Raw genomic sequence first — 24079 nt, forward strand, 5'->3', positions numbered from 1 at the left:
GAAACTGTTTATGAATGGGGCTTACTGCGCATTGCTGCCATGCGGCCTGCTGGCGGCTCGCGACGTCTCCCGATATGATCGAAGGCATGGAATCTGATTCACCCACGGTACCCAAGCGCACGCTGACGGAAATCCTTTTCGTCGTCTTCCTCAGGATTATCGCGGTTGCCTGCCTATGGTTCGGCATCCAGTACTGGGCGATGCTGGTCGGCTATTCGCTGCACGGCATGGCGCGCTTCGATCTTCTGGCGCCGCCATGGAAAGTGGCGGCGGCCTCGCTTGCCGTTCTGTTTCCGGTTGCCTCGCTCGGTTTGTGGCTCACCGTGTCCTGGGGCGCGGTGCTCTGGACTATCGCAGCGTTCTCGCAGGTGCTGATGTATCTCGTCTGGCCAGAAATCTTCGGACGGAACACTCTTGTGCCCATCCTGCACGGCCTCGTGGCCGCCATTTACGGCGTGTTTCGGCTCTCTTTATGGCTGGAAGAGCGGCGCAAGGCGGAGCGGGTAAGGATTGATTCACCTTGACCCTAAAGCTTTGGCGCCTTTATTTGGCCTGAAATTTCGACCTAACCCATTGATTTCAATAGGGCGGAAATAAGGGTGAGGGGGAGGCAGCTAGACTGCCGACGATTGGAAAAACTTCTGCAAGATTTTGTTAACCCTTTGTTTTAAGTCGAATTTTATGCGCTTTCGTTAGTGTCTGTCTCAAGGCGGGAATAAACAAACACACCGCCAAGCAAAACAGTGAGGCAGTCATGATGAACACGAAAATGAAGCCGCAGGCACCGGTCGCAGCAGACATCAACGAAGACCCGATCCGTTCGCTTTATATGGAATCGCTCCACCTGGTCGAGCGTCTTCACCGCCGCCTGCTCGACGTCATCAAGGACGAGTTCGACCGCCAGGGTCGCGACGACGTCAACGCCATCCAGGCACTTCTCCTCTTCAACATCGGCAACTCGGAACTCACTGCCGGTGAACTGCGCTCGCGCGGTTACTATCTCGGCTCCAACGTTTCCTACAACGTCAAGAAGCTGGTCGACCTCGGTTTCATCAACCACCAGCGTTCGCGCATCGACCGCCGCTCGGTCCGCATCAGCCTGACCAAGGAAGGCCAGGAAGTCGCAGAAACCGTCGCCAAGCTCTATGATCGCCACGTCGGCTCGATCGAAAAGGTCGGCGGCATCGGCGAGGGCGAGTTCTCGCAGATGAACAAGCTGCTGCAGCGCCTCGACCGTTTCTGGAACGACAGCATCGCTTACCGCATGTAATATCTGCCATCGCCGCGCCGCGCTCCTGAACCACCGGAGGCGCGACGGCGGCACGGCAAAGACAACTGTCGGCGCCTGCATTTCCTCCAGTCATGCAGTGGCACGACACACATATCGGGCGGAGCGTAGCAATACGCTCCGCCGATCCCGTTTCAGAGCTCCAGATGTCCTCTATCATGGTCGCCTGATGCAGGCTCTTTCAGAACACCGGAACGCAGCGTTCTCTCGCTCCACAGCGCACTCCCAACCTCCCGAAATGGCTTCGAGTTCGCGCCTGCCACATTTCCCGTTGAGTATCTCGAAGGAGGCCGAAAAGTCACGCTTTCACACGGCTTTGTGACGCTGCAGCAACTGACACGAATTGGCCATATTGCTATGGGACCGCCATGCTTGAACAGGTTCGGGAAACTCGTGCTACTCCAGATGGCCCCCCGAGCATTTCCAGCAGCCCAGCCGCGGAATTTTGCGCGTTTATTAACCATATCCCTGTAGCGCTTTTGTTTTGAAGCCTCTGGGACCAGATGGACAGGATGATGTCGAAAAAGATCGGATCGGAATTGCTTTCCCGCCGCGCCATGTTGCGTTCGGCCGTCTCCGTGGGTGCCGCCGTTCTGGCCGCGCCGGCTTTGGCGCAGTCGACGCTCGATGGCATCATGACCGCGCCCCGTCGTGGCAACTGGGATGACCAGTTCGATGCGCGTGGTTCGCGCTCGGCCGTCGGTGTCGTCTCCAACAATCCGATCCTTGGTTCCGAAGGCCCGGCAAACATCCAGCAGGCGATCGCCTTCTATCAGCAGATCGTTTCTGCAGGTGGCTGGCCCGATGTCAATTCGTCCGTGCGCCTGCAGCTCGGCGTCGTTGATCCGTCGGTGCAGAACCTGCGCCGTCGCCTGATGATCGCCGGCGATCTCGATCAGTCCGCAGGCATGTCCAGCTCGTTCGACAGCAATGTCGACGGTGCGGTCAAGCGCTTCCAGGCCCGTCACGGCCTGCCGGCAGATGGCGTGCTTGGCGAATTCAGCGTCAAGGCGATGAACGTTCCGGCGCAGACGCGTCTGATGCAGCTTGAGACCAACCGGGTTCGCCTGCAGTCGATGTCCGGTGATCTCGGTTCGCGTTACGTCATGGTCAACATCCCGGCGGCCTATGTTGAAGCGGTCGAGAACGATCGCGTGGCGCTGCGCACCAATGCGGTCGTCGGCCGTATCGACCGCCCGACCCATGCGATCAATTCGAAGATCTACGAAGTCATCCTCAATCCTTACTGGACCGCACCGCGCTCGATCGTCGAAAAAGACATCGTGCCGTTGATGCGCAAGGACCCAACCTACCTGACGCGCAACAACATCCGTCTGATCGACGGTCGTGGCCAGGAAGTGTCGCCGGAAACCGTGGATTGGAATGCCCCCAAGGCGCCGAACTTCATGTTCCGCCAGGATCCGGGCAAGATCAACGCGATGTCCTCGACGAAGATCAACTTCCACAACCCGAACAACGAATACATGCACGACACGCCCCAGCAGGGCCTGTTCAACAAGCTGATGCGCTTTGAGTCCTCGGGCTGCATGCGTATCCAGAACGTGCGCGATCTCGTGACCTGGCTGCTGCGTGACACGCCCGGCTGGTCGCGTCAGGAAATCGAACGGGTTATCGCTGCTCGCCAGAACAACCCGATCAAGCTCAGCCAGGAAGTTCCGGTCTATATCGTCTATGTCACGGCATGGTCGGCAAAGGACCAGGTCGTCCAGTTCCGCGACGACATCTACCAGCGCGACGGCAACCAGGAACTGGCTCTGCAGACCACGACCGGCGTGGAGCGTGCCTCCGGTGCCATCACCGAACAGGATCTTCTGCCGCAATAAGCAGGACGTCGCTGACGAACGACGAAGTCGATTGAAAGGCCGCATCGCCCGAAAGGATGGTGCGGCCTTTTGCCGTTGTCGCAAAACGGAGTTGGACGCGCAAATGTCGCTCCGTGTATTGCCCTGATCGGAAGGGAAGGCTAAGACGCGTCACATCGCCTGCCACCCTTCGAGGAGCCTCGCACATGTCCAATACCGAAGCATTCTTCTCCCGCCCGCTGGCCGAATCCGATCCGGATATTTTTGGCGCGATCGAGAAGGAACTTGGCCGTCAACGCCATGAGATCGAACTGATCGCCTCGGAAAACATCGTGTCGCGTGCCGTGCTCGAAGCCCAGGGCTCGATCATGACCAACAAGTATGCCGAGGGCTATCCGGGCAAGCGCTACTACGGCGGCTGCCAGTTCGTCGACATCGCCGAAGAACTTGCCATCGAACGTGCCAAAAAGCTGTTCGGTGTGAACTTCGCCAACGTCCAGCCCAATTCCGGTTCGCAGATGAACCAGGCCGTGTTCCTGGCGCTGCTGCAGCCGGGCGACACATTCATGGGCCTCGATCTCAACTCGGGCGGTCACCTGACCCACGGCTCGCCGGTCAACATGTCCGGCAAGTGGTTCAACGTTGTGTCCTACGGCGTTCGTGAAGGCGACAACCTTCTCGATATGGATGCCGTGGCCGAGAAGGCCCGCACGACCAAGCCGAAGCTGATCATCGCCGGCGGCACGGCCTATTCCCGCACCTGGGACTGGAAGCGTTTCCGCGAGATCGCCGACGAAGTCGGCGCCTGGCTCATGGTCGACATGGCGCATATCGCCGGTCTCGTTGCCGGCAACCAGCATCCGTCGCCGTTCCCGCACTGCCATGTCGCGACCACCACGACCCACAAGTCGCTGCGCGGACCGCGCGGCGGCATGATCCTTACCAATGACGAGGATCTGGCGAAGAAATTCAACTCGGCTGTCTTCCCCGGCCTGCAGGGCGGCCCGCTGATGCATGTCATCGCCGCCAAGGCGGTGGCCTTCGGCGAAGCGCTGCAGCCTGAATTCCAGGATTACGCGGCTCAGATCGTCAAGAACGCCAAGGCCCTGTCGGAAACGCTGGTGGCAGGCGGTCTCGACATCGTCTCCGGCGGCACCGACAACCACCTGATGCTGGTCGATCTGCGCAAGAAGAACGCGACCGGAAAGCGGGCCGAAGCAGCGCTTGGCCGCGGCTATATCACCTGCAACAAGAACGGCATTCCGTTCGATCCTGAAAAGCCATTCGTCACGTCCGGTATCCGTCTCGGCACGCCGGCCGGAACGACGCGCGGCTTCAAGGAAGCCGAGTTCACCGAAATCGGCAACCTGATCGTCGAACTGCTTGACGGCCTGAAGACGGCCAATTCGGACGAGGGCAATGCGGTGGTGGAAGCGGGTGTCCGCGAAAAGGTGATGACGCTCACCAATCGCTTCCCGATGTACCCGTACCTCTAAGGAAACACGATGCGCTGCCCCTATTGCGGTTCGGAGGATACCCAGGTCAAGGACTCGCGTCCGGCCGAGGATTTCACCTCCATAAGGCGGCGGCGCATTTGCCCTGACTGCGGCGGTCGCTTCACGACATTCGAGCGCGTGCAGTTGCGCGAGCTGCTGGTGTCCAAGAAGACCGGCCGCAAGGTACCGTTCGACCGCAACAAGCTGGTGCGGTCGTTCCAGATTGCGCTGCGCAAGCGGCCGGTCGATCCCGACCGCATCGAGCGCGCCGTCTCCGGCATCGTCCGGCGTTTGGAGAGCTCGGGCGAGAGCGAAATCTCCTCCGAAGAGATCGGCCTCCAGGTGCTCGAATCGCTGAAAAGCCTCGATGACGTCGCCTTCGTGCGCTACGCATCCGTCTATCGCGACTTCTCCCATGCGGAGGACTTCGAGAAAGTGATTTCCGAGATCAACGCCAAGATTGCCCGCGATCCCGGGCTGGAGTCCTGACGCCATGTCGGAGGCCGACGACCAGCGGTTCATGGCCGCAGCGCTGAGGCTTTCGCGCTGGCATGAAGGGCAGACGATGACCAATCCGTCGGTCGGCTGCATCCTCGTCAGGGACGGAGCGATTGTCGGCGCAGCGGTTACGGCCCGCGACGGCCGACCACATGCGGAAGCCCGCGCGCTCGCCGTTGCCGGCGAGAAGGCGAGGGGGGCGACCGCCTATGTGACGCTGGAACCTTGCGCCCATCACGGCAAGACCCCGCCCTGCGCCAATGCGCTCGTGGCAGCCGGTGTTTCCCGCGTTGTCGTCAGCGTCGCCGATCCCGATCCGCGCGTCTCCGGTCAGGGATTGAAGATCCTGCACGATGCGGGCATCGCGACCGAGCTTGGCCTGATGGAAGATGACGGCAAGCGCGCGCTCGCCGGTTATCTCTCCCGCCAGATCCGCCACCGCCCTTACGTCACGCTCAAGCTTGCCGTCTCGGCCGATGGAATGCTGGGACGCCGTGGCGAGGAAGTGCTGATCACCGGGCCGCTCGCCCGTGCCCAGGTGCATGTCATGCGGGCCGAAAGCGATGCGATCCTGGTCGGCATGGGAACCGTCCGTTCCGACGATCCGCAACTGACGGTCAGGCTTCCCGAGATGAGCGACAGATCGCCCATCCGCATCATTCTCGACCGCCGTCTCGAACTGCCGCTCGACAGCCTTCTGGTTCGGTCCGCCCACGACGTGCCTGTGATCGTCGCCTGCGTGCCGGTCTCGCAAGAGTCCGAAAAGCGCGAGAAACTTCTGGCCGCAGGTGTCGATGTGATCGAGGCAGGCGATCTCGCAGCACTTCTCGACCAGTTGGCGACACGCGGTATTTCCCTTCTATTCGTTGAAGGCGGCGCGACGGTTGGCAAGGCCTTTCTGGATGCCGGCCTCGTCGATCGGATCGTGCTGTCGCAGGGGCCGACGATGGTGGGCGACGGCGGTCTTGAATCGCCTCTGTCGCCATCCGATATGCCGGAGGGTTTCCAGCTGGTTCGTGAGGATACGTTCGGTCCCGACCGTTCCTACGATTTCCAGAAAATCGAGCAGTCATAGAGGTCGTCGATGTTTACCGGAATTGTCACCGATGTCGGAACCGTAGCGGCGACGACCCCGATGGACGAGGGCGTCAAGCTCCGTATCGCCACCAGCTACGATCCGAAGACGATCGCGATGGGTGCCTCGATCGCCCATGGCGGCGTTTGCCTGACCGTGACCAACTTGCCTGAGGACGGCAGCAATGAGCGCTGGTTCGAGGTGGAAGCCTGGGAAGAAGCGCTGCGGCTGACAACGATCGCTGGCTGGACATCCGGTACCCGCGTCAATCTGGAGCGGGCGCTGAAGATCGGCGACGAACTGGGCGGCCACATCGTCTCCGGCCATGTCGACGGCAAGGCGGAGATCCTGTCCGTGACCTCCGAAGGCGAAGCAGTCCGCATTCGCCTTCGGGCGCCGGAAAGTCTCGCCTGCTTCGTCGCGCCGAAGGGTTCGGTTGCGCTCGATGGCACATCGCTCACCGTCAACGCTGTCGATGGCACCGATTTCGACGTGCTGCTGATCAGGCACACGCTGGGCGTCACCACATGGGGCGATCGCCAGGCCGGCGATTTCGTCAATTTCGAAGTCGATACGATGGCCCGCTACGCAGCAAGGCTGGCCCAGTTCCCGACAGGCTGAGGCTGACCCGACGACATGCGGAAACAGGCGGCAGCGTGCAAGCTGCGCTCCTCCTGTTCCGCCCCGATGACGTTGCAGAATAGGTATTCGCGCCCTGCAACGCAGCGTTCAGCGAAAACCACTTGCCAATCCCGGCCGGGCATGTTTTGACCGCCGACTATTCGGCTTGTCGCCCAACGCGCCGATGTAACCAAGGTGAAATCATGCCGCAAGAACACGCACCTCACATCCTGATCGTGGAAGCACGGTTTTATGACGACATGGCGGACGCGCTGCTCGATGGCGCAACGACCGCTCTCAAGGATGCGGGTGCGACCTACGACGTGGTGACGGTTCCGGGAGCCCTCGAAATTCCGCCGGCAATCGCCATGGCGCTCGATGCCGGCGATCAGGACGGCACGTCCTATGACGGCTTTGTCGCGCTCGGCATGGTCATCCGTGGCGAAACCTACCATTTCGACATCGTCTCGAACGAATCCTCGCGCGCGCTGATGGATCTTGCGGTCTCCGAATCGCTGGCGATCGGCAACGGCATTATGACCGTCGAGAACGACGAGCAGGCCTGGGTGCGCATCAAGCGGTCCGAAAAGGACAAGGGCGGCTTTGCGGCCCGTGCCTGCCTCACCATGATCGCGCTGCGCGAAAAGCTGAATGGTGGTTGATAGAATGTCCAAAGAAGGCGAGCATCCGGTCAAGCCGGCAAATCAGCGTGGCGCGGCGCGTTTGGCAGCCGTCCAGGCTCTGTATCAGATGGATGTGGGCGGCACCGGCGTTCTCGAGGTCGTGGCCGAATATGAGGCCCATCGCCTCGGCCAGGAACTCGACGGCGATACCTATCTGAAGGCGGATGCCTCCTGGTTCCGCTCGATCGTTGCCGGCGTCGTGCGCGATCAGGACAAGATCGACCCGCTGATCCGCTCGGCGCTGCAGGAAGACTGGCTGCTGTCGCGGATCGATTCGACCCTGCGCGCCATCCTGCGTGCCGGAACGTTCGAGATCGTCGAGCGCAAGGATGTCCCGGTGGCCGTCATCGTCACCGAGTATGTCGAAATTGCTCGCGCGTTCTTCGAGGAAGACGAGCCGAAGGTCGTCAATGCGGTTCTCGACCGCATTGCCAAGCAAATCCGCGGCGACGCGAAGAAGTAACATCCCGGAAAGAGCATCAGATGGACGAAGCGGTCGAGCGTCAAAGAATTGACTTGAGCACCGCCCGCCGCAGCGTCTTTCTGCTCGCAGGCACCCAGGCCATCCTGGGGTCTGCCACACCTCTCACCGTGTCGATCGGCGCTCTTGCCGGCTACCAGCTTCTCGGCGACGACAAGTCGCTTGCGACAGCGCCGATCACCGCGTTCAACCTCGGCACGGCCGTCGGTGCGGTGCTGATTGCCATCGCGTCCAAGTTCCTGGGCCGCAAGGCGGCCTTCATGTCGGGCGGCATGCTCGGCGCGATCGGCGGCGGGCTTGCGGCAATTGCACTGTTTCGCGGTGATTTCTGGCTGTTTGCCTTCGCGCTTCTGCTGGTCGGGTCCTGCGCCGGCTTCACCCAGAAGATCCGCTTCGCCGCTGCCGATATTTCTCCCAAAGCCTATAAGCCGCGAGCCATCTCCTGGATCCTCGGGGCCGGTATCGTCTCGGCGATCGTCGGACCGCAGCTCTCCATCGCCGCAAAGGATTGGCTGGCGCCGGTGACCTTCGCCGGTGCGTTCCTGATGCTGATCCCGCTCTGCCTTGCCGGTATCTGCATCATGGCCTTCCTGCGTCTTCCGACCAAGGCGGATGCGTCGCTCTCAACCCAGCAGCCGCCGGCACGGTCGCTGCGGGAAATCGTCGTGACGCAGCGGTTCATGACCGGCATGGTCTGCGGTATCTGCACCTACGCGCTGATGACCTTCGTGATGACTGGTGCGCCGCTCGCCATGGTGATCGGCTGCGGCTTTCCGACGGAACTGGCGGCGCTCGGCATTCAGTGGCATGTGCTCGCCATGTTCGGCCCAAGCTTTTTCACCGGCATGCTGATCACCCGCTTCGGCGCGGAAAAAGTGGTCGCCGCCGGCCTCGTCACGCTGATGGGCTGCGCGATCGTTGCCCATATGGGCGTGGAATTGTGGAATTTCTGGCTGGCGCTGGTCCTGCTCGGGATAGGTTGGAATTTCGGTTTCATCGGCTCGACCACGATCGTCGCCTCCAGCTATCGCCCGCAGGAGGCCGACAAGGTGCAGGGGTTTCACGACATCGTCCTCTTCGGCACGGTGGCGCTGTCCTCCTTCTCCTCGGGCAAGGTGTTCGTCACCTGGGGCTGGTCATTCATCAACCTGGTGATCTGGCCGGTCGCGATCTTTTGCCTTCTTCTCATTCTGGCGCTGATGCTGCGCAGGCCCGTCGCAAAAGCCAACTGACCCGGTTCTATTACCGTCGTAGCGCTTGACGGCGGTTGTTCCTCACCGCAATCTCACCCGCGCATGGCAACGGCTGCGTTCCTTGGGAGGGGAAAGCCGTTGCTGGAGGGTGCAGAATGCCGGGGCGGCATCGGCCGCAGCCGGTCAGGGAGAGGAAAATTCGCATGACTGTAATTCTAGGTGTGATCGTCTGCGGTCTGCTGTCGATCATTTATGCTGCATGGGCCACGCGTTCCGTACTTGCCGCCGATCAAGGCAATCAGCGGATGCAGGAGATCGCCGGTTATATCCGCGAAGGCGCACAGGCCTATCTGTCTCGCCAGTATATGACGATTGCCATCGTCGGTGTGCTGGTTGCGGGTCTCACATGGTTTCTTCTGTCTGGCACGGCAGCCATCGGCTTCATCATCGGCGCCGTTCTCTCGGGCGCTGCCGGCTTCATCGGCATGCACGTCTCGGTGCGGGCCAATGTGCGCACGGCGCAGGCGGCATCCCATAGTCTGGCAGCAGGTCTCGACATTGCCTTCAAGTCTGGCGCCATCACCGGCATGCTGGTCGCGGGCCTCGCACTGCTCGGCGTGTCCATCTACTTTTTCATCCTGACAACCGTGCTCGGCCATGCGGTCGGTTCACGCGAAGTGATCGATGCCCTTGTGGCACTCGGCTTCGGCGCCTCGCTGATCTCAATCTTCGCGCGCCTTGGCGGCGGCATCTTCACCAAAGGCGCCGATGTCGGCGGCGATCTCGTCGGCAAGGTGGAAGCCGGTATTCCGGAAGACGATCCACGCAACCCGGCAACGATCGCCGACAATGTGGGCGACAATGTCGGTGACTGCGCCGGCATGGCGGCCGACCTGTTCGAGACCTACGCAGTCTCGGTCGTTGCGACCATGGTGCTCGCGGCAATCTTCTTTGCCGGCAGCGCCGTCATCGACCAGGCGATGCTCTATCCGCTGGCGATCTGCGGCACCTGCATCATCACCTCGATCGTCGGCACGTTCTTCGTCAAGCTCGGCACAAACGGCTCGATCATGGGCGCCCTCTACAAGGGACTGATCGTGACGGGGCTGCTGTCCATCGTCGGGCTTGCGATCGCGACCTCGATCACCATCGGTTGGGGCACGATCGGCACGGTTGCCGGCATGGACATCACCGGCGCCAGACTGTTTGCCTGCGGCCTCGTCGGGCTGGTCGTGACAGCGCTGATCGTTGTCATCACCGAATACTATACCGGCACCAACAAGCGGCCGGTCAATTCCATCGCCCAGGCTTCCGTCACGGGCCACGGCACCAACGTCATCCAGGGACTGGCCGTCTCGCTGGAATCGACCGCACTGCCGGCACTCGTCATCGTTGGTGGCATCATCTCCACCTATCAGCTCGCCGGACTGTTCGGCACAGGCATCGCCGTCACCGCCATGCTCGGCCTTGCCGGAATGATCGTGGCACTCGATGCCTTCGGCCCTGTCACCGACAATGCCGGCGGCATTGCCGAAATGGCGCATCTGCCGCCGGATGTTCGCAAAGCCACGGATGCTCTGGATGCCGTCGGCAATACGACCAAGGCCGTCACCAAGGGCTACGCGATCGGCTCGGCCGGTCTCGGCGCACTGGTGCTGTTTGCGGCCTACGCCAACGATCTCCAGTACTTCGTGGCAAACGCCGATAAATATCCGTACTTCCAGGGGGTAGGCCAGATCTCGTTCAGCCTGTCCAATCCGTATGTGGTGGCGGGCCTGCTGTTTGGCGGTCTCATCCCGTATCTGTTCGGCGGCATCGCCATGACGGCGGTCGGCAAGGCGGCAAGCTCGATTGTCGAGGAAGTTCGCCGGCAGTTCCGCGAAAAGCCCGGCATCATGCAGGGAACGGAAAAACCCGACTACGGCCGCGCGGTCGATATCCTGACCAAGGCTGCGATTCGCGAAATGATCGTGCCCTCGCTGCTCCCGGTTCTCGCGCCGATCTTCGTCTATTTCGGTGTGCTTCTCGTCTCGGGCGGCGACAAGGCGTCCGCCTTTGCAGCGCTCGGTGCCTCGCTTCTCGGCGTCATCATCAACGGCCTGTTCGTCGCGATCTCGATGACCTCGGGCGGCGGCGCTTGGGACAATGCCAAGAAAAGCTTCGAGGACGGTTTCGTCGATAAGGACGGCACCCGCCACATGAAGGGATCCGATGCCCACAAGGCTTCGGTGACAGGCGATACGGTCGGCGATCCCTACAAGGATACGGCAGGCCCTGCCGTCAATCCGGCGATCAAGATCACCAACATCGTCGCCCTTCTGCTGCTGGCGGTTCTCGCCCACTAGAACCATATCTCATCCAGACAAAAGAAAGCCCGCGGTACCATTGGTATCGCGGGCTTTTTGATACTCGGTAATGCGCTTGTTAGTTGCCCATGCTCTGCAGCATGTTGCGGATCTGGCCAGCACCGCCGCTTGCTGCTCCGGAACCACCCGACAGAAGCTGCTGCAGGAAGGTAAGGTCGCGGCCGCCGGTTGGCGTCGTGCGCGAGATCGTGTCGAACACCTTGCCGTCCTGAAGTGCGTAGTTGGCGCGCTGGGCGACCACGCCGTTCTTGTCGAAATAGATGGCAAGCACGCTCTGCTCGACGATCTGCGGCTTCATGAAGGCTGCCCGACGGTGGCGCTTCTGGGAAATGTAATAGAACACTTCCGTATCGAAGGTCGCGGTCGTCGACGGTGTACCCATGGTCAGGATCACCTGCTCGCGGCTTGAACCGACAGGGATCAGGTTCAGCGACTGCTGGTCAACGACATAGCCGTTGTACATCGTGTCGCCGATTTCCATGGACGTGCAGCCGGAAACTGCAATCGATGCAACGACAAGGGCCGCCGCCGTTTTGCTCAACGCTTTCATTTCGTATCCGAAAACCCGCTTCTTCAACGGTATCCCCCACATGTCGATGTGCCGGCGGAAGCCGGTTACTCTGCTGCTCATACCATTGTGGCTATTCCGGGGACAGCTGACTGCCGCTTCCGGATAGCCGAACCGAAGCCCGCCGATGGCGAATGCATTGCAATTCGTGCCTGCTTCGGTAAACCAGCTTTCGTTTGCATGCAACATCGCCAGCTTCGACCATGACGCAAACATGAAGGCAAATGCAGGAAACACGATGATATTCGGCCTGTTCAAAAAGAAAAACAGCAATCAGACCATCGTCAACCGGCAATACTACGCCCTGACGTCGGCAGCGCGCATCCCCGTCTTCTACGAGGATTTCGGCGTACCCGATACCGTGATGGGCCGGTTTGAAATGCTGTCCATCGTGATGATCCTGTTTTTTCGCCGGACGGCGAAGTCGGGGCCGAGCGGGCAGGAACTGGCGCAGGAGATCGTCGATGCCTTCTTTCAGGATATCGACCATTCGATTCGCGAGCTCGGCATCGGCGACCAGGGGGTTCCGAAGCGGATGAAGAAGCTCGCGGGCATGTTCTATGGTCGGCTCGAGACCTATGCCGCGGCTCTCGACAGCGGCGACGAAACCGCGCTTGCCGCAGCGCTGCACCGTAATATCCATCCTAAAGCCACCGATATACAAGACATGAGCGCACTTGCGCACTGGATGACAACCACCGAAACCGCTATGTCAGCGGTCTCGGAAGATACGATTTCCCGTGGGCTGCTGGTCGTGCCGCAGCCGGTCCGGGAAGGCGAGGAACAATGAAAAGCGATCAAGAACCCAGCAAGGCCAGAGGCGGCAAGCCTCCGTTCTCCTATCCTGTGAAGGTCGGAAACATTTCGGCCAATCCCGTCACTGTCACTGTTGAAGCCGATGAAAACGAGCTGAAGGGCTTGGCCGTTCTCTGGGACGTCGTATCGGTCAATTCGTTGAAGGCGGAGATCTACATTGCCCGCTGGAAGAAGGACGGCGTGCGCCTCAAGGGCCACGTCAAGGCCGCCGTCACCCAGGCCTGCGTGGTGACGCTCGATCCTGTGTCGTCGACCATTTCAGAAGATTTCGATCAGGTCTTCGTGCCTGAGGGATCCAAGCTTGCGCGCGTCGTCACGGCCGAAAGCGCCGAGATGGTGGTCGATCCTGATGGTCCGGACCTGCCGGAAATGTTTGTCGGCGATACGATCGATGCGGGCGAGGTCGTTGCCGAGTTCGTGGCACTGGCGATGGACCCTTATCCGCGCAGGCCGGGCATCGATTTCAAGGACCATATCGAGAGCGACCCGAACGATCCGGCGACCAAACCCAATCCGTTTGCCGCGCTCAAGGATTGGAAAAAAGACTGAGACCGGTTGTAAGCAGAAACAAAACCTATATTTTGGCCACGATTTCGCCGGCAGGGCGGCGCATGAGCGTGCCCACTGAAGAAGCAAAAGTCGGCGCAGGCATTCGTTGCAGGCGCGTGCGGCCGGTTAAAACAAGGATCAGGGACGCGTGATCAGAATTTCGATTGACGCCATGGGTGGCGACTTTGGCCCCGAGGTTGTCATGGCGGGCGCCGCGAAGGCGCTCGAACGCCATCCCGACGTCAGTTTCCTCCTCTACGGACTGAAAGCCGAATGCGAGCCGTGGCTTGCGCGCTATCCGAAATTGCGCGAGCGGTCCGTGTTCCATGCGTGTGAACTGGCCGTTGCCATGGACGAGAAGCCGAGTGCGGCGCTACGCCGTGGTCGCTATGTCTCGACCATGTGGCGTTCCATCGAAGCCGTGAAGCTTGGCGAAGCTGATGTCGTTGTGTCCGCCGGCAATACCGGTGCGCTGATGGCAATGTCGAAATTCTGTCTTCGCACGTTGGCGAGTATCGAACGCCCCGCAATTGCAGGCATCTGGCCAACCTTGAAGGGCGAAAGCATCGTCCTCGACATCGGCGCGACGATCGGCGCTGACAGCCAGCAGCTGCTCGATTTCGCGCTGATGGGTGGTGCCATGGCGCGGGCCCTATTCGAAGTGGATTGCCCCACCGTCGGACTTCTCAATGTGGGTGTCGAAGAGGTCAAGGGGCAGGAAGAGGTGAAGGAAGCCGGTCGGCTTATCCGCGAAGCCAACCTGCCGCATCTCTCCTATCACGGCTTCGTCGAGGGCGACGACATCGGCAGGGGCACTGTCGACGTTGTGGTGACCGAAGGCTTTACCGGCAATATCGCTCTGAAGACCGCCGAGGGAACCGCGCGCCAGATCGCCACGCTTTTGCGCGAATCCATGTCGCGCACGCTGCTTGCCCGGATCGGCTACCTTCTCGCAAAGCCAGCATTCGATCGCTTGCGCGAGAAGATGGACCCGAACAAGGTCAATGGCGGCGTCTTTCTCGGCCTCAACGGTATTGTGATCAAGAGCCACGGTAGCGCCAACGCCGAAGGCATCGCAGCCGCGATCGCAGTCGGCTACGACATGGCGCGAAATGACCTCAACGCCAAAATTTCGCAGGATTTGAAGATTTATCATGCCAGACGCCTGCCGCCGGCCGGCCCTGAAGCCGCATGACGTTAGGATGTGATTTGACTATGATTCGATCAGTTGTTCGCGGTTACGGGGCAGCGCTCCCGAAACGGGTCGTCACCAATCGCGAGCTGGAGACGATTGTCGACACGTCGGACGAGTGGATCGTCCAGCGCACCGGCATCACCCAGCGCTACATCGCCGGCGACGACGAAACGACGGCATCGCTCGGTGAGAAGGCAGCGCGGGCAGCGCTCGATAATGCCGGCCTGACACCTGACGACATCGATCTGGTCCTTCTGGCGACTTCGACGCCGAACAACACCTTTCCCGCGACCGCCGTCGAGATCCAGAACCGGCTCGGCATGAAGCATGGCTACGCTTTCGACATGCAGGCGGTCTGCAGCGGCTTCGTTTACGCGATGACGACGGCAGACCTCCACCTGCGTGGCGGGCTTGCCAAGCGCGCGCTGGTGATCGGCGCCGAAACCTTTTCCCGCATTCTGGACTGGAACGACCGCACGACCTGCGTGCTGTTCGGCGACGGCGCCGGCGCCGTTGTGCTGGAGGCTCAGGAAGGCGAGGGCACGATTGCCGACCGCGGTATCCTGACGGCGCATCTGCGCTCGGACGGATCCCACAAGGACAAGCTCTACGTCGATGGCGGCCCATCGACGACCGGCACGGTCGGGCACCTGAAGATGGAAGGCCGTGAGGTCTTCAAGCATGCGGTGGCTATGATCACCGACGTGATCGAGGACGCATTCGAGGCGACCGGCACGACTGCCGAGGATATCGACTGGCTGGTACCGCACCAGGCCAACCGTCGTATCATTGATGGATCTGCCAAGAAGCTCAACATTCCCACCGAGAAAGTCGTCGTCACCGTCGACATTCACGGCAACACGTCTGCGGCATCGATCCCGCTTGCGCTTTCAGTTGCCTGTGCCGACGGTCGCATCAAGAAGGGCGATCTTGTGATGCTGGAAGCCATGGGTGGCGGCTTCACCTGGGGGGCCGTCCTGATCCGCTGGTGATGCCGGCTGAAAACCTGAGCCATATTATGAAATAATCAATGCCGAACAGATGCTTGGCCCGGGGGCGCTTGACCGTGGGGCACAACCAAAATACTGTTTGCGGGCTTTGATAATATCACATTAAATCAGGCGGGGGACCATGGCCGGCAAGACAGTCACACGCGCGGATCTGGCGGAATCGGTTTTTCGCAAGGTTGGCCTCTCTCGCACGGAATCGGCGGAACTCGTCGAAACGGTAATCGACGAAATCTGCAACGCCATCGTTCGCGGCGAAATGGTCAAGCTTTCGTCGTTTGCGACATTTCAGGTGCGCGCCAAGAACGAGCGCATCGGTCGCAATCCGAAGACAGGCGAGGAAGTACCGATCTCACCCCGCCGGGTGATGACCTTCAAGGCATCCAATGTTTTGAAGCAACGCATCCTCAAAGCGCACACATTGCGCAAGGTCAAGCAGAAGCCGGCAAGCCCTGCGAGCTGACACGCCCGTTTTGCACGCTGGCACCCCTGCCAAAACACCAATCTTGTGAACACACTTGAATCTTTCGGTGCAAGCCGTTGAGAAATGTGCGATTCGACGCATAATCCTCGTCCAGCCTTTCGTGCTGACCCCTTTCGCGCCGCACGGCCGTTCGATCCCTGGAGATTGACACTTGGACAAGAGCCCGGACGCATTCCGCACCATCAGCGAAGTCGCTGACGATCTCGACCTGCCGCAACACGTCCTGCGCTTCTGGGAAACGCGGTTTCCGCAAATCAAGCCGATGAAGCGGGGAGGCGGCCGTCGCTACTACCGCCCGGAGGACGTGGACCTGTTGAAGGGGATCCGTCACCTTCTCTACGACCACGGATACACGATCAAGGGCGTTCAGAAGCTCCTGAAGACGAATGGCAACAAGTTCGTCTCAGCAATCGCATCGGGTGATATCGCCACAATGGAAGCCATCATGGCGGCCAACAGCGAGAAGAATGCCGAGCCTAAAATTTCCACCCAGGAAGAAGATCAGGTCGTCGGGCGCCCGAAGGTAAAGCCGAGCGGCCGGTTCTTCGGTTTCGGCGGTGCCGGGGAGGACCAGTTGGAAGTGTCGGTTGGAAAATCGAGCGTCGGCAAGGAAGACCGTGCCCTGCTGCAGGAGGCACTGTTTGACCTTCTCGAATGCAAGCGTCTGCTGGACCAGGTTCGTTGATCCGATACCTGCTTACATGAACTCACTGTAAATTTACCGTTCACCTCTGGTTCAAACGCGAAGGTACAACATTTACCTACGAGGAAACACTAGAGGAGATGCAAACGTGAAAAAACTCGCAATCATTGTCGTCTCGGCCATGACGGCACTGACGAGCATGGTACCGGCACACGCCTTCCCTGTCGTCAACGCACCGAAGACCATCGAAGCGCCGCAGAGCGTTGATCAGGTCCAGCAGGTTCAGTGGCGGCATCGTGATCGTTGGGAAGGTCGTCGCTACTATCGTCACCATCGCGACTACCGCCGCGGCGACTATTATCGCGGTCGCCACTACCGTGGCCATAATTCGGGTGCGATCATCGGCGGTCTTGCTGCCGGCGCTCTGATTGGCGGCGCCATTGCATCCCAGCCGCGCTACGCCGAACCGCGTTACGTGCAGCCACGTCGTTACGTGAACGCCAATAGCGCGCACGTCAACTGGTGCGCCAACCGCTACCGGTCCTACAGGGCTTATGACAATACATTCCAGCCCTATAACGGCCCGCGCCAGCTGTGCTACTCGCCCTACTGATAGGGCAGTCGCCAAGGCGTCCTGACAGGCCGGCCCCAGACAATGGGGCCGGCTTTCTTATTGAAGCAAGACCTTCGATCCAGGATCCACTGAAAGCCGATTTTTTCCTTGCGTGGTGAAGATCATGTCAGTATGGAATGCATGCTTCACGCGACGCCGGTCCGCCGGCTCGAAGCGATGTGGCGGAATGTAGCGCAGCCCGGTAGCGCACTTGACTGGGGGTCAAGGGGTCGTCGGTTCGAATCCGGCCATTCCGACCATTCTTCCTTCGGCGACAGGCTCCCCCAGAGCCGCTTTGACCTGAGCTCGCCATGGGCGAACTCGTCTCTCGTCACGCCAACCTGTTGCGACGTCACTCACCAGAACCTGTGAACGAATGATGGATCATCCCGAACCGCGTTCGACTTATCTGACTACAATTTGCATTTGGCTGGAACGTCAGTGTTCCCGACGCGTTGTCAGATAGGAAAACAAAGGAGAATGTGATGTTGAAGGGTGTTGTACTTTGGGCGATGGGCGTTCCGATCCTTGTAATCGTGCTGCTCTACGCATTCGTATTCTAAAGTTCTGGATCTCTGGCGGTAACGGCCAGCGCATTTCGATCTAGAAGGGTCAGCTCCGAGACACGAGCTGACCCTTTTTCATTTTGGCAGCTGTTGTCGAGATATAGCTCTAGGCAAAAAAAGGCCCCGCACTCGCGGGGCCTTTTCGGTGAGTCTCAGATTTCCGGGCAACCAGGGCGATTGGCGAAGGTGATCCGGTCGGGGCCCCGACGGGTCATGCCCTGGACGGTGATGCTGCGGCGAGTTGCGCGGACGATCTCCGTCTGACGGAAGCCTTCGTCGCGAGCGGCGGCGCGTGCTTCGCCAGGGCTGCAGCCCATGCGGCGATCGCGTCTGTCGTAATCGCGATCCCTGTCGCGGATCACCGGGCGCACGCCGTCAGGTCCGATGCGCAGCTGTACGTCCTGGGCCGATGCCGGGGCAGTGGCCGCACCAAGGGTGCAGACGGACAAGGCCAAGGCCAGGCCTGCCTTTGCGAAAACATTGATCATTGTATCCTCCGTGTATGGAGCCGGGGCAGGGCCTGCGGCGCAAGATATTCACGGGGATGTAACTGATTTGTGAGTGGTAAAGTTCCGCCTGCGATCAATCAGCAAGTATAGGCGTAGCACACGTGATAGTAGTTCGCGTTAGCGAAAACGCGCTGTCCGGCTCGCATTCATCAGAAGCTCCTGCTCGGAAGCAAACGACCCCAGGAGCTGCAGAAGACGGTTTTCCTCGTCCTTGTCGAGACGGTAACGGCGCGCAAAGTCAGTTACGCTCCACACCTTCTTCATTCCGGACTGCTGAAGATCGACGGGTGTAATATGCGACATTGTGCCCCCTCACAGATATTGGAGGATGGTATCCTCCAATATCCAGTGGATATAAAAACGACGTTAAATAGAGAAACTTCTTAAGCTCGGTTTGCGCGGAGAAACTACTTTTCCTCGACCTTGACGCCATCCTGGCCGATGCTGAATTCTACGCCCTTTGGCTTGGTTTCTTCGCGGTAGACATAGAACCCCAGACCGACGACCAGAACAACGAGAGCGCCGATGATGAAGTACAGATTATTGGAACGCGTCATGAATTTCCCCGACTATGCAATTCTCGCCGGGAACGCCTATGAGCTCAATATGTTCCAGCGAGTTTCAGGTTTTTTTCAATCGTCGTTTGCGGCGTTGAGATCTTCGGGGCGCATGCCCTCTTCCTGACCGTCTTGCTTCAGTCTCACACCCGGTCCCATTCCGGATCCGCCGTCGCCGGCTGCCAGGAATATAACGCCCCTTGTCTCGAAGAATGCCCTCAGTCTCTCACTGATGGTTGGGTCGGGCAGTGCGTCATGGGCCTCCGCGTTGTCGAATTCGACGGCGGACAGGCCCGAAGCGGCGCAAAGCGCCTCTTTCGAGATGCCGGTGAGTGCGCGCGCTGCGCGAATTTGTGATGAGGTCAACATACGAGAAATCTGGCGCAAGGCGACCCAATGTCAAGGACTTGCGCTTGAGGCAACAACTCAGGCCTGTAACGGCGGCATCGCGGCAGTGGTGTTTCGCTGATAGCGGTTTTCCAGGGCGACGCACGCCCAGAGAATGCCGAGCGAGAGATAGAAATGCCGCCAGTGGTCGGTGTCGATGACGTTGCCGATCATCGCATGTCCCAGGATCAGGACCCATGCAATCATCAGAAAAGGCTGCCACGGCCTCTCGCGCAGCATATAGCGGAAACCCATCCACAGGCTGGACCAGATCATGATCTGATACGTCACCGCACCCACCCAGCCATAGGTCGTGAGTGTCTTCAGCCAGATATTGTGCTCGTCTTCGCCGAAGATTTTTCCAAGCGCCATCGGTCCCATGCCGAGCGGTCGCTCCATCGCCATCAGGAAGCCGATCTTATGCCGCTCGAAGCGACCAAGCCGCGCGCCGTCGTAATCCTGCACCAGTTTCGCACGATTGGAAAACAGATCGGCGATCTGCGGGATCTGCAAAGCGATCGCAAGGGCGAGCACGAGAGCCACGCCGGCACAAATCGAGATGACCAGGATCTTCAGGCGGAATGCCGTCGTGCGCTCCTTGAGGAGCATCAGGACGATCAGTGCGATGGCGCCGAACAGCAGGAGGCCCCAGGCCGCGCGTGAAAACGACAGGAAGATGCCGATCGCCAGCACCAGCATGCCGAGGATGAGAAGGGGGGTACGGATGACCGGGCCGGTCAGCATGCGGTAAAGGAGATAGAGGAGCGGGCCGACCAGATAGGGGCCGAACACGTTGGGGTCCTGAAAGGCGCCCATGGCGCGGTTATAGCGGGTAAAGACATGGGCCCCGGGAAACGCGTCGAAATAGCCGAGGATGCCGAGAGTGGCCGTGATGATGGCGGCCGCCACCCAGGCATGAAAGATGATCTTCAGCCGCCGATGGTCGTTCTCTATGACCGCTGCAAAGAACACGGCGGTGAGCGCGAGAAAGATCGAGACCGCATAATACATACCGGCGCCGGACGAATCCTTCATCACGAAGATGGAAAACAGGCCGCTAATGTTGAAGATCAGCAGCATCGCCATGAGCATCGCGACCGTCCGGGAGATCCTGAGCCCAAACAGGAACCAGAGGCCGATCTGGGCCACCATCATCAGTTCGTAAGGGGCAGGCTCCGACATAACGAAGCCGGACAGAAAGACGCCAAAGGCCAGCATGCCGTTTGCCACGAGAGCGAACACGGCCAGCTGGACGTTGAACGGCCGGGTCTCATGTGCGGCCAGCGTCGTCAATATGCATTGTCCGTGTTGAGAAGCCGGATCGGCGTCAGGAACAGGATCTTGAGATCGAACAGGATCGACCAGTTCTCGATATAGTCGAGATCGTGGGCGGTGCGGGCACGGATCTTTTCGTCGCTGTCCAACTCGCCGCGCAGTCCGTTGATCTGCGCCCAGCCAGTCACGCCGGGTTTCACGCGGTGGCGGGCGAAGTAGCCTTCGACGACGTCCACATATCTGCGTTCGCCAGTCTGGGCACTGACCGCATGCGGACGGGGACCAACGAGAGACAGCTCTCCTTTCAGCACGTTGAACAGCTGCGGTAGCTCGTCGATCGAGGACTTGCGCAGAAACCGGCCGACGGGCGTGACCCGCGGATCGCCCTTGGTCACGGCCCTGATCGCGGTCTGGTCGCTCATGCTCGTGTACATCGAGCGGAATTTGAGAACGTTGATGATCTCATTGTTGAAGCCGTGGCGCTTCTGGCGAAACAGCATCGGCCCTTTCGAGCTGAGCTTCACGGCAATGCCGGCAGCCAGCATGACGGGCCAGAGGCAGGCGATCGCGAACACGGCAAAGACGATATCGAAGATGCGCTTTGCGACCGAATCCCAGTCGCGGATCGGCTTGTCGAAAATATCGAACATCGGAACGGTGCCCACGTGACTATAGGCCCGTGGGCGGAAGCGCAGGCGGTTCGCATGCGCCGCAAGCCGGATATCGACCGGCAGAACCCAGAGTTTGCGCAGAAGCTGCAGGATACGCTGCTCGGCGCTGGCAGGAAGCGCGATGATGAGCATGTCGATACGGGCAAGGCGCGAGAATTCCACAAGCTCGGCAAAGGTACCAAGCTTCGGGTAGCCGGCAACGACGGTCGGCGAGCGGTCGCTGTTGCGGTCGTCGAAGATGCCGCAGATGCGGATGTCATTATCCGACTGGCGTTCCAGGGCGCGCACCAGTTGCTTGGCAGGTTCGCCGCCGCCGACGATTACGGCGCGGCGTTCCATAACGCCGTTGCGCGCCCAGTGGCGGATGCCAAGCGCGATCGCCTGCCGCTCGGCGGCAAGGACGACGCAGCTGACGGAGAACCAGACGATGAGACCGGTCACGGGCACCCAGCCGCCCGCGGCAAAGCTGAGCGCGAGATTGGTCAGGACAAAACCGAAGGCCCATGTGATGAGAACCCGCTTCAAGGTCCTGTTGGCGGACCTCAGGGAGGGGATCTGATAGGTGTCGGCAATCTGCAGAAGCAGAAGCGTGATGGCAGAACCGAAGGTGATGATGACCAGGCGGGAAAGCGACATCTCGGTCGCGCCGTAGATCAGGTCGACGATGAGGCCGACAATCAGGATCGCGGCAAATTCGGTAAGCCGGATCAGTCCGACCAGCAGGGATGGCGAATAGCTGGTTTCGCGGAACTGCTGGGCGATCTGGCGTGCGAAGGGATTGAGGACCGCGCCCGCTTCCTTCTCCTCGCTCGCACGCATCTCTGAGACCTTGCGGCGAAGGCTTTCGACGTCGAATTCATCGGGCTTGTTCAGCGGGCTCATGCCAGGATCCTCGACTCAGCTGCCGCGAAGGCGCAGAAGTAGTCTCAGTCCAGTAGCAAAAAGAAGCTAAAGAAGCCTTTAGCTGTACCTTCGGTCAGGGATTTGGCCGAGTAGATCCTGGTACAAGTGAAGCATGTCGTCCGCCATAACGGAGGCGGAAAACACTGCCTTAAAATCGGACGGCTTCGGCATGACGCGGTCATGCCACTCCGGTGTCTGCAGTGCCTGCGTCATCACGTCGGAAAGGCTTGTGGCGTCGCCGGGGACGGCAAGGGCCGCACTTTTCACTCCCAGCACTTCGGGAATGCCGCCGACACGCGATGCGATGACAGGCTTCCCGGCGGCGAGCGCTTCCAGCACGATATAGGGCATCGCTTCCGCCCGCGACGGAACGACGACGAAATTTGTGAGGGCAAACGCCTTGCGGGCGGGCATGGCCGGCATCATCGTCAGCCGGCGGCCAAGGCCACGTTCGGAAATCATGGCTTCGTAGCGCTCACGGTCCGGACCGTCGCCGACCATCAGCGCCGAGAGAGGCCGCCCGACCGCGCGTTCCGTTCGGGCAAAGGCGTCGATGAAGACATCCGGTCCCTTTAGGTCGCGCAGCATGCCGATATAGAGAAAGTCGACCGCGGAAATGACCGCTGGGACCGGCTCGAACTCGGCCTCGCCAATGCCGTTATAGATCACGCGCGCCGTCTTGAGCGGTTTTCCGACCTTTTCCTCGTAGGTGCGGCGCTCGTAATCGCAGACAAAGACCAGGGCATCGCCGAAGCGTTCCTGGAACCGTTCGAGCTGCAGCACGACCTTGCCCGAAAGACTGGACCGGTCGAAATGCAGACTGCCGCCGTGCGGCGAATAGAGGCGGGCCACGCAATACCTGTTAACCCGCAAGGCTGAGCCGATCAATCGCGCCAGAACGCCGCCCTTGGCGCCGTGTCCGTGCAATATGTCCGGCCGCAAGCTCTTGATATGCTTGTAGCTTCTGTAGAGTGCCGCAAGATCGGAAGGAGCGATCGAACGGCGCATCGGAATTCGTGTCAGGCCAAGCGAAAGCTGCGGCCGGATCGTGTCGAACAACCTGTCCTCATGCTCGCCACCGGTCGAGCTGTCGCAAAGGATGCCGACCTCGTGGCCGGCAGCCCGATGTTCTTCCACCAGATCCCGCACATGGCGGAAGATCCCGCCGACAGGCGACCTGAAACAATGGAGGATGCGCAAGGGAGGGGCCTCAGCCGACATGATGATGTCAGAACAGCCGCTCGCGGACGTAGACCGTGTCGCCAGCGAGGACCTGTGAGGAAATCGTCGTACGGCCCGTGATGACCTCGCCGTTGATCTTGCGTGTGACGTCGACATCGCGCTGGTTTCCGCGAGAGGTAAAGCCTCCGGCGATTGCGATGGCGTTCTGTGCCGTCATGCCGGGCACATAGGAATACTGTCCGGGTCGTCCGACTTCGCCCATGACGAAAACCGGGCGGTAGCGATCCATTTCGATCGTCACGTCGGGATCGCGCAGATAGCCCTGCTTGAGCTTGGCGGCGATTGCACCCTCGAGCGTCGGCATGGTCTGGCCCCGGGCCGTGATCTGACCGATCAGCGGGAAGGCGATATAGCCGGCCTGATCGACGGTATAGGTGTTGGAAAGGCTCGGCTGTTCGAAGACGCTGACACGTAGCCGATCGCCGCTGTCCAGCCGGTAAGGCTGGATAGTCGCTTCCTGAAAGCTTTTGGGAGCCGGTTTGTAGGAGGCGCAGCCCGACAGCGTCATCGCAACGGCTGCCGCCGCAAGAGCCAGAACGGTTTTGGCGCGCTGGTTGCGCGTCGGATTTT

The 24079-nt window shown here is 60.3% G+C and carries 27 protein-coding genes and 1 tRNA gene; 19 read left to right on the forward strand and 9 right to left on the reverse strand.

Annotation, left to right across the window (positions count from 1 at the left end):
- Nucleotides 1–86: 86 nt before the first annotated feature.
- From BLW69_RS10995 to BLW69_RS11045, 11 genes are all read left to right on the forward strand, one after another.
- Nucleotides 87–524, forward strand: coding sequence for a DUF6163 family protein (locus BLW69_RS10995; protein WP_062454738.1), 438 nt, complete (start codon nt 87–89; stop codon nt 522–524).
- 233 nt (nt 525–757) lie between these two features.
- A complete protein-coding gene (locus tag BLW69_RS11000) occupies nt 758–1270 on the forward strand; it encodes a transcriptional regulator LdtR (protein ID WP_062454736.1) in 513 nt (170 codons plus the stop codon).
- Between the two features lie 533 nt (nt 1271–1803).
- Nucleotides 1804–3132, forward strand: a complete 1329-nt coding sequence (locus BLW69_RS11005) for a L,D-transpeptidase family protein (RefSeq protein WP_062454734.1) — start codon at nt 1804–1806, stop codon at nt 3130–3132.
- Between the two features lie 185 nt (nt 3133–3317).
- A complete protein-coding gene (gene glyA / locus BLW69_RS11010; protein ID WP_062579943.1) occupies nt 3318–4607 on the forward strand; it encodes a serine hydroxymethyltransferase in 1290 nt (429 codons plus the stop codon).
- Nucleotides 4608–4616: 9 nt separating this feature from the next.
- On the forward strand, nt 4617–5096 hold the full coding sequence (gene nrdR / locus BLW69_RS11015; RefSeq protein WP_062453281.1) for a transcriptional regulator NrdR: 480 nt from the start codon (nt 4617–4619) through the stop codon (nt 5094–5096).
- Between the two features lie 4 nt (nt 5097–5100).
- The gene (gene ribD, locus BLW69_RS11020) at nt 5101–6180 is read left to right on the forward strand and encodes a bifunctional diaminohydroxyphosphoribosylaminopyrimidine deaminase/5-amino-6-(5-phosphoribosylamino)uracil reductase RibD (RefSeq protein ID WP_092661941.1); all 1080 of its coding nucleotides are present in this window, start codon (nt 5101–5103) and stop codon (nt 6178–6180) included.
- A 9-nt stretch (nt 6181–6189) separates the two neighbouring features.
- On the forward strand, nt 6190–6801 hold the full coding sequence (locus tag BLW69_RS11025; RefSeq protein ID WP_092661943.1) for a riboflavin synthase: 612 nt from the start codon (nt 6190–6192) through the stop codon (nt 6799–6801).
- 203 nt (nt 6802–7004) lie between these two features.
- Complete coding sequence (gene ribH, locus BLW69_RS11030; RefSeq protein WP_062453278.1) at nt 7005–7463, forward strand: 6,7-dimethyl-8-ribityllumazine synthase; 459 nt, start codon at nt 7005–7007, stop codon at nt 7461–7463.
- 4 nt (nt 7464–7467) lie between these two features.
- Nucleotides 7468–7947 carry a transcription antitermination factor NusB gene (gene nusB / locus BLW69_RS11035; protein WP_062453277.1) on the forward strand — a complete coding sequence of 160 codons (480 nt, stop codon included), beginning with the start codon at nt 7468–7470 and terminating at the stop codon, nt 7945–7947.
- Between the two features lie 20 nt (nt 7948–7967).
- The gene (locus tag BLW69_RS11040) at nt 7968–9197 is read left to right on the forward strand and encodes an MFS transporter (protein WP_062579950.1); all 1230 of its coding nucleotides are present in this window, start codon (nt 7968–7970) and stop codon (nt 9195–9197) included.
- A gap of 164 nt (nt 9198–9361) precedes the next feature.
- Nucleotides 9362–11503, forward strand: coding sequence for a sodium-translocating pyrophosphatase (locus BLW69_RS11045; protein WP_062453275.1), 2142 nt, complete (start codon nt 9362–9364; stop codon nt 11501–11503).
- Between the two features lie 79 nt (nt 11504–11582).
- On the opposite strand, the gene BLW69_RS11050 is transcribed toward BLW69_RS11045, so the two are convergent.
- Nucleotides 11583–12107 (reverse strand): outer membrane protein assembly factor BamE, encoded by a 525-nt coding sequence (locus BLW69_RS11050; RefSeq protein WP_062454732.1) that lies wholly within the window; start codon nt 12105–12107, stop codon nt 11583–11585.
- Nucleotides 12108–12330: 223 nt separating this feature from the next.
- Here BLW69_RS11050 and BLW69_RS11055 point away from each other — a divergent pair, with 223 nt between their 5' ends.
- The 8 genes from BLW69_RS11055 (at nt 12331) to BLW69_RS11090 (ending at nt 17659) form a co-directional block, all read left to right on the forward strand.
- A complete protein-coding gene (locus BLW69_RS11055) occupies nt 12331–12882 on the forward strand; it encodes a ubiquinol-cytochrome C chaperone family protein (protein ID WP_062579953.1) in 552 nt (183 codons plus the stop codon).
- On the forward strand, nt 12879–13457 hold the full coding sequence (locus BLW69_RS11060; protein WP_092661945.1) for a YceD family protein: 579 nt from the start codon (nt 12879–12881) through the stop codon (nt 13455–13457). Before BLW69_RS11055 ends, BLW69_RS11060 begins: the two co-directional genes overlap by 4 nt.
- 148 nt (nt 13458–13605) lie before the next feature.
- Nucleotides 13606–14652 carry a phosphate acyltransferase PlsX gene (gene plsX / locus BLW69_RS11065; protein WP_062453272.1) on the forward strand — a complete coding sequence of 349 codons (1047 nt, stop codon included), beginning with the start codon at nt 13606–13608 and terminating at the stop codon, nt 14650–14652.
- Nucleotides 14653–14672: 20 nt separating this feature from the next.
- Entirely contained in the window at nt 14673–15644 is a 972-nt protein-coding gene (locus BLW69_RS11070; protein WP_092661947.1) for a beta-ketoacyl-ACP synthase III, read from the forward strand.
- A 139-nt stretch (nt 15645–15783) separates the two neighbouring features.
- Nucleotides 15784–16122, forward strand: coding sequence for an integration host factor subunit alpha (locus BLW69_RS11075; RefSeq protein ID WP_062453270.1), 339 nt, complete (start codon nt 15784–15786; stop codon nt 16120–16122).
- A gap of 172 nt (nt 16123–16294) precedes the next feature.
- A complete protein-coding gene (locus BLW69_RS11080) occupies nt 16295–16828 on the forward strand; it encodes a MerR family transcriptional regulator (RefSeq protein WP_062453269.1) in 534 nt (177 codons plus the stop codon).
- A 106-nt stretch (nt 16829–16934) separates the two neighbouring features.
- A complete protein-coding gene (locus BLW69_RS11085; RefSeq protein ID WP_062579958.1) occupies nt 16935–17399 on the forward strand; it encodes a BA14K family protein in 465 nt (154 codons plus the stop codon).
- Nucleotides 17400–17582: 183 nt separating this feature from the next.
- Nucleotides 17583–17659, forward strand: a tRNA-Pro gene (locus BLW69_RS11090).
- A gap of 458 nt (nt 17660–18117) precedes the next feature.
- Here the strand turns inward: BLW69_RS11090 and BLW69_RS11095 are convergent.
- From BLW69_RS11095 to BLW69_RS11130, 8 genes are all read right to left on the reverse strand, one after another.
- Nucleotides 18118–18453: a hypothetical protein gene (locus tag BLW69_RS11095; RefSeq protein ID WP_062579960.1), complete on the reverse strand. Its 336-nt coding sequence runs from the start codon at nt 18451–18453 to the stop codon at nt 18118–18120.
- A 138-nt stretch (nt 18454–18591) separates the two neighbouring features.
- The gene (locus BLW69_RS11100; RefSeq protein ID WP_062453266.1) at nt 18592–18777 is read right to left on the reverse strand and encodes a hypothetical protein; all 186 of its coding nucleotides are present in this window, start codon (nt 18775–18777) and stop codon (nt 18592–18594) included.
- 104 nt (nt 18778–18881) lie between these two features.
- Nucleotides 18882–19031: a hypothetical protein gene (locus BLW69_RS22765; protein ID WP_092661949.1), complete on the reverse strand. Its 150-nt coding sequence runs from the start codon at nt 19029–19031 to the stop codon at nt 18882–18884.
- Nucleotides 19032–19106: 75 nt separating this feature from the next.
- Nucleotides 19107–19400, reverse strand: a complete 294-nt coding sequence (locus tag BLW69_RS11110) for a hypothetical protein (RefSeq protein ID WP_062579963.1) — start codon at nt 19398–19400, stop codon at nt 19107–19109.
- A gap of 57 nt (nt 19401–19457) precedes the next feature.
- A complete protein-coding gene (locus tag BLW69_RS11115) occupies nt 19458–20702 on the reverse strand; it encodes an O-antigen ligase family protein (RefSeq protein ID WP_244508826.1) in 1245 nt (414 codons plus the stop codon).
- A 5-nt stretch (nt 20703–20707) separates the two neighbouring features.
- Nucleotides 20708–22246, reverse strand: a complete 1539-nt coding sequence (locus tag BLW69_RS11120; protein WP_062453263.1) for an undecaprenyl-phosphate glucose phosphotransferase — start codon at nt 22244–22246, stop codon at nt 20708–20710.
- 78 nt (nt 22247–22324) lie between these two features.
- Nucleotides 22325–23488: a glycosyltransferase family 4 protein gene (locus BLW69_RS11125; protein WP_092661951.1), complete on the reverse strand. Its 1164-nt coding sequence runs from the start codon at nt 23486–23488 to the stop codon at nt 22325–22327.
- A 7-nt stretch (nt 23489–23495) separates the two neighbouring features.
- Nucleotides 23496–24017 (reverse strand): polysaccharide biosynthesis/export family protein, encoded by a 522-nt coding sequence (locus tag BLW69_RS11130; RefSeq protein ID WP_062454730.1) that lies wholly within the window; start codon nt 24015–24017, stop codon nt 23496–23498.
- Nucleotides 24018–24079 lie beyond the last annotated feature (62 nt).

The organism is Rhizobium sp. NFR12, assembly GCF_900108545.1.
In the GTDB taxonomy this organism is placed as follows: domain Bacteria; phylum Pseudomonadota; class Alphaproteobacteria; order Rhizobiales; family Rhizobiaceae; genus Neorhizobium; species Neorhizobium soli.

Bases quoted from the DNA above. Each gene is read 5' to 3' on its own strand.
- BLW69_RS11005 (WP_062454734.1), top strand. From the start codon at position 1,804: ATGTCGAAAAAGATCGGATCGGAATTGCTTTCCCGCCGCGCCATGTTG.
- BLW69_RS11100 (WP_062453266.1), bottom strand. From the start codon at position 18,777: ATGTCGCATATTACACCCGTCGATCTTCAGCAGTCCGGAATGAAGAAG.
- BLW69_RS10995 (WP_062454738.1), top strand. From the start codon at position 87: ATGGAATCTGATTCACCCACGGTACCCAAGCGCACGCTGACGGAAATC.
- BLW69_RS11095 (WP_062579960.1), bottom strand. From the start codon at position 18,453: ATGATCAATGTTTTCGCAAAGGCAGGCCTGGCCTTGGCCTTGTCCGTC.
- BLW69_RS11120 (WP_062453263.1), bottom strand. From the start codon at position 22,246: ATGAGCCCGCTGAACAAGCCCGATGAATTCGACGTCGAAAGCCTTCGC.
- BLW69_RS11070 (WP_092661947.1), top strand. From the start codon at position 14,673: ATGATTCGATCAGTTGTTCGCGGTTACGGGGCAGCGCTCCCGAAACGG.
- BLW69_RS11055 (WP_062579953.1), top strand. From the start codon at position 12,331: ATGATATTCGGCCTGTTCAAAAAGAAAAACAGCAATCAGACCATCGTC.
- BLW69_RS11130 (WP_062454730.1), bottom strand. From the start codon at position 24,017: ATGACGCTGTCGGGCTGCGCCTCCTACAAACCGGCTCCCAAAAGCTTT.
- BLW69_RS11000 (WP_062454736.1), top strand. From the start codon at position 758: ATGAACACGAAAATGAAGCCGCAGGCACCGGTCGCAGCAGACATCAAC.
- BLW69_RS11125 (WP_092661951.1), bottom strand. From the start codon at position 23,488: ATGTCGGCTGAGGCCCCTCCCTTGCGCATCCTCCATTGTTTCAGGTCG.
- nusB (WP_062453277.1), top strand. From the start codon at position 7,468: ATGTCCAAAGAAGGCGAGCATCCGGTCAAGCCGGCAAATCAGCGTGGC.
- BLW69_RS11045 (WP_062453275.1), top strand. From the start codon at position 9,362: ATGACTGTAATTCTAGGTGTGATCGTCTGCGGTCTGCTGTCGATCATT.
- ribH (WP_062453278.1), top strand. From the start codon at position 7,005: ATGCCGCAAGAACACGCACCTCACATCCTGATCGTGGAAGCACGGTTT.
- BLW69_RS11075 (WP_062453270.1), top strand. From the start codon at position 15,784: ATGGCCGGCAAGACAGTCACACGCGCGGATCTGGCGGAATCGGTTTTT.
- nrdR (WP_062453281.1), top strand. From the start codon at position 4,617: ATGCGCTGCCCCTATTGCGGTTCGGAGGATACCCAGGTCAAGGACTCG.
- glyA (WP_062579943.1), top strand. From the start codon at position 3,318: ATGTCCAATACCGAAGCATTCTTCTCCCGCCCGCTGGCCGAATCCGAT.
- BLW69_RS22765 (WP_092661949.1), bottom strand. From the start codon at position 19,031: ATGACGCGTTCCAATAATCTGTACTTCATCATCGGCGCTCTCGTTGTT.
- BLW69_RS11060 (WP_092661945.1), top strand. From the start codon at position 12,879: ATGAAAAGCGATCAAGAACCCAGCAAGGCCAGAGGCGGCAAGCCTCCG.
- BLW69_RS11110 (WP_062579963.1), bottom strand. From the start codon at position 19,400: ATGTTGACCTCATCACAAATTCGCGCAGCGCGCGCACTCACCGGCATC.
- ribD (WP_092661941.1), top strand. From the start codon at position 5,101: ATGTCGGAGGCCGACGACCAGCGGTTCATGGCCGCAGCGCTGAGGCTT.
- BLW69_RS11025 (WP_092661943.1), top strand. From the start codon at position 6,190: ATGTTTACCGGAATTGTCACCGATGTCGGAACCGTAGCGGCGACGACC.
- BLW69_RS11040 (WP_062579950.1), top strand. From the start codon at position 7,968: ATGGACGAAGCGGTCGAGCGTCAAAGAATTGACTTGAGCACCGCCCGC.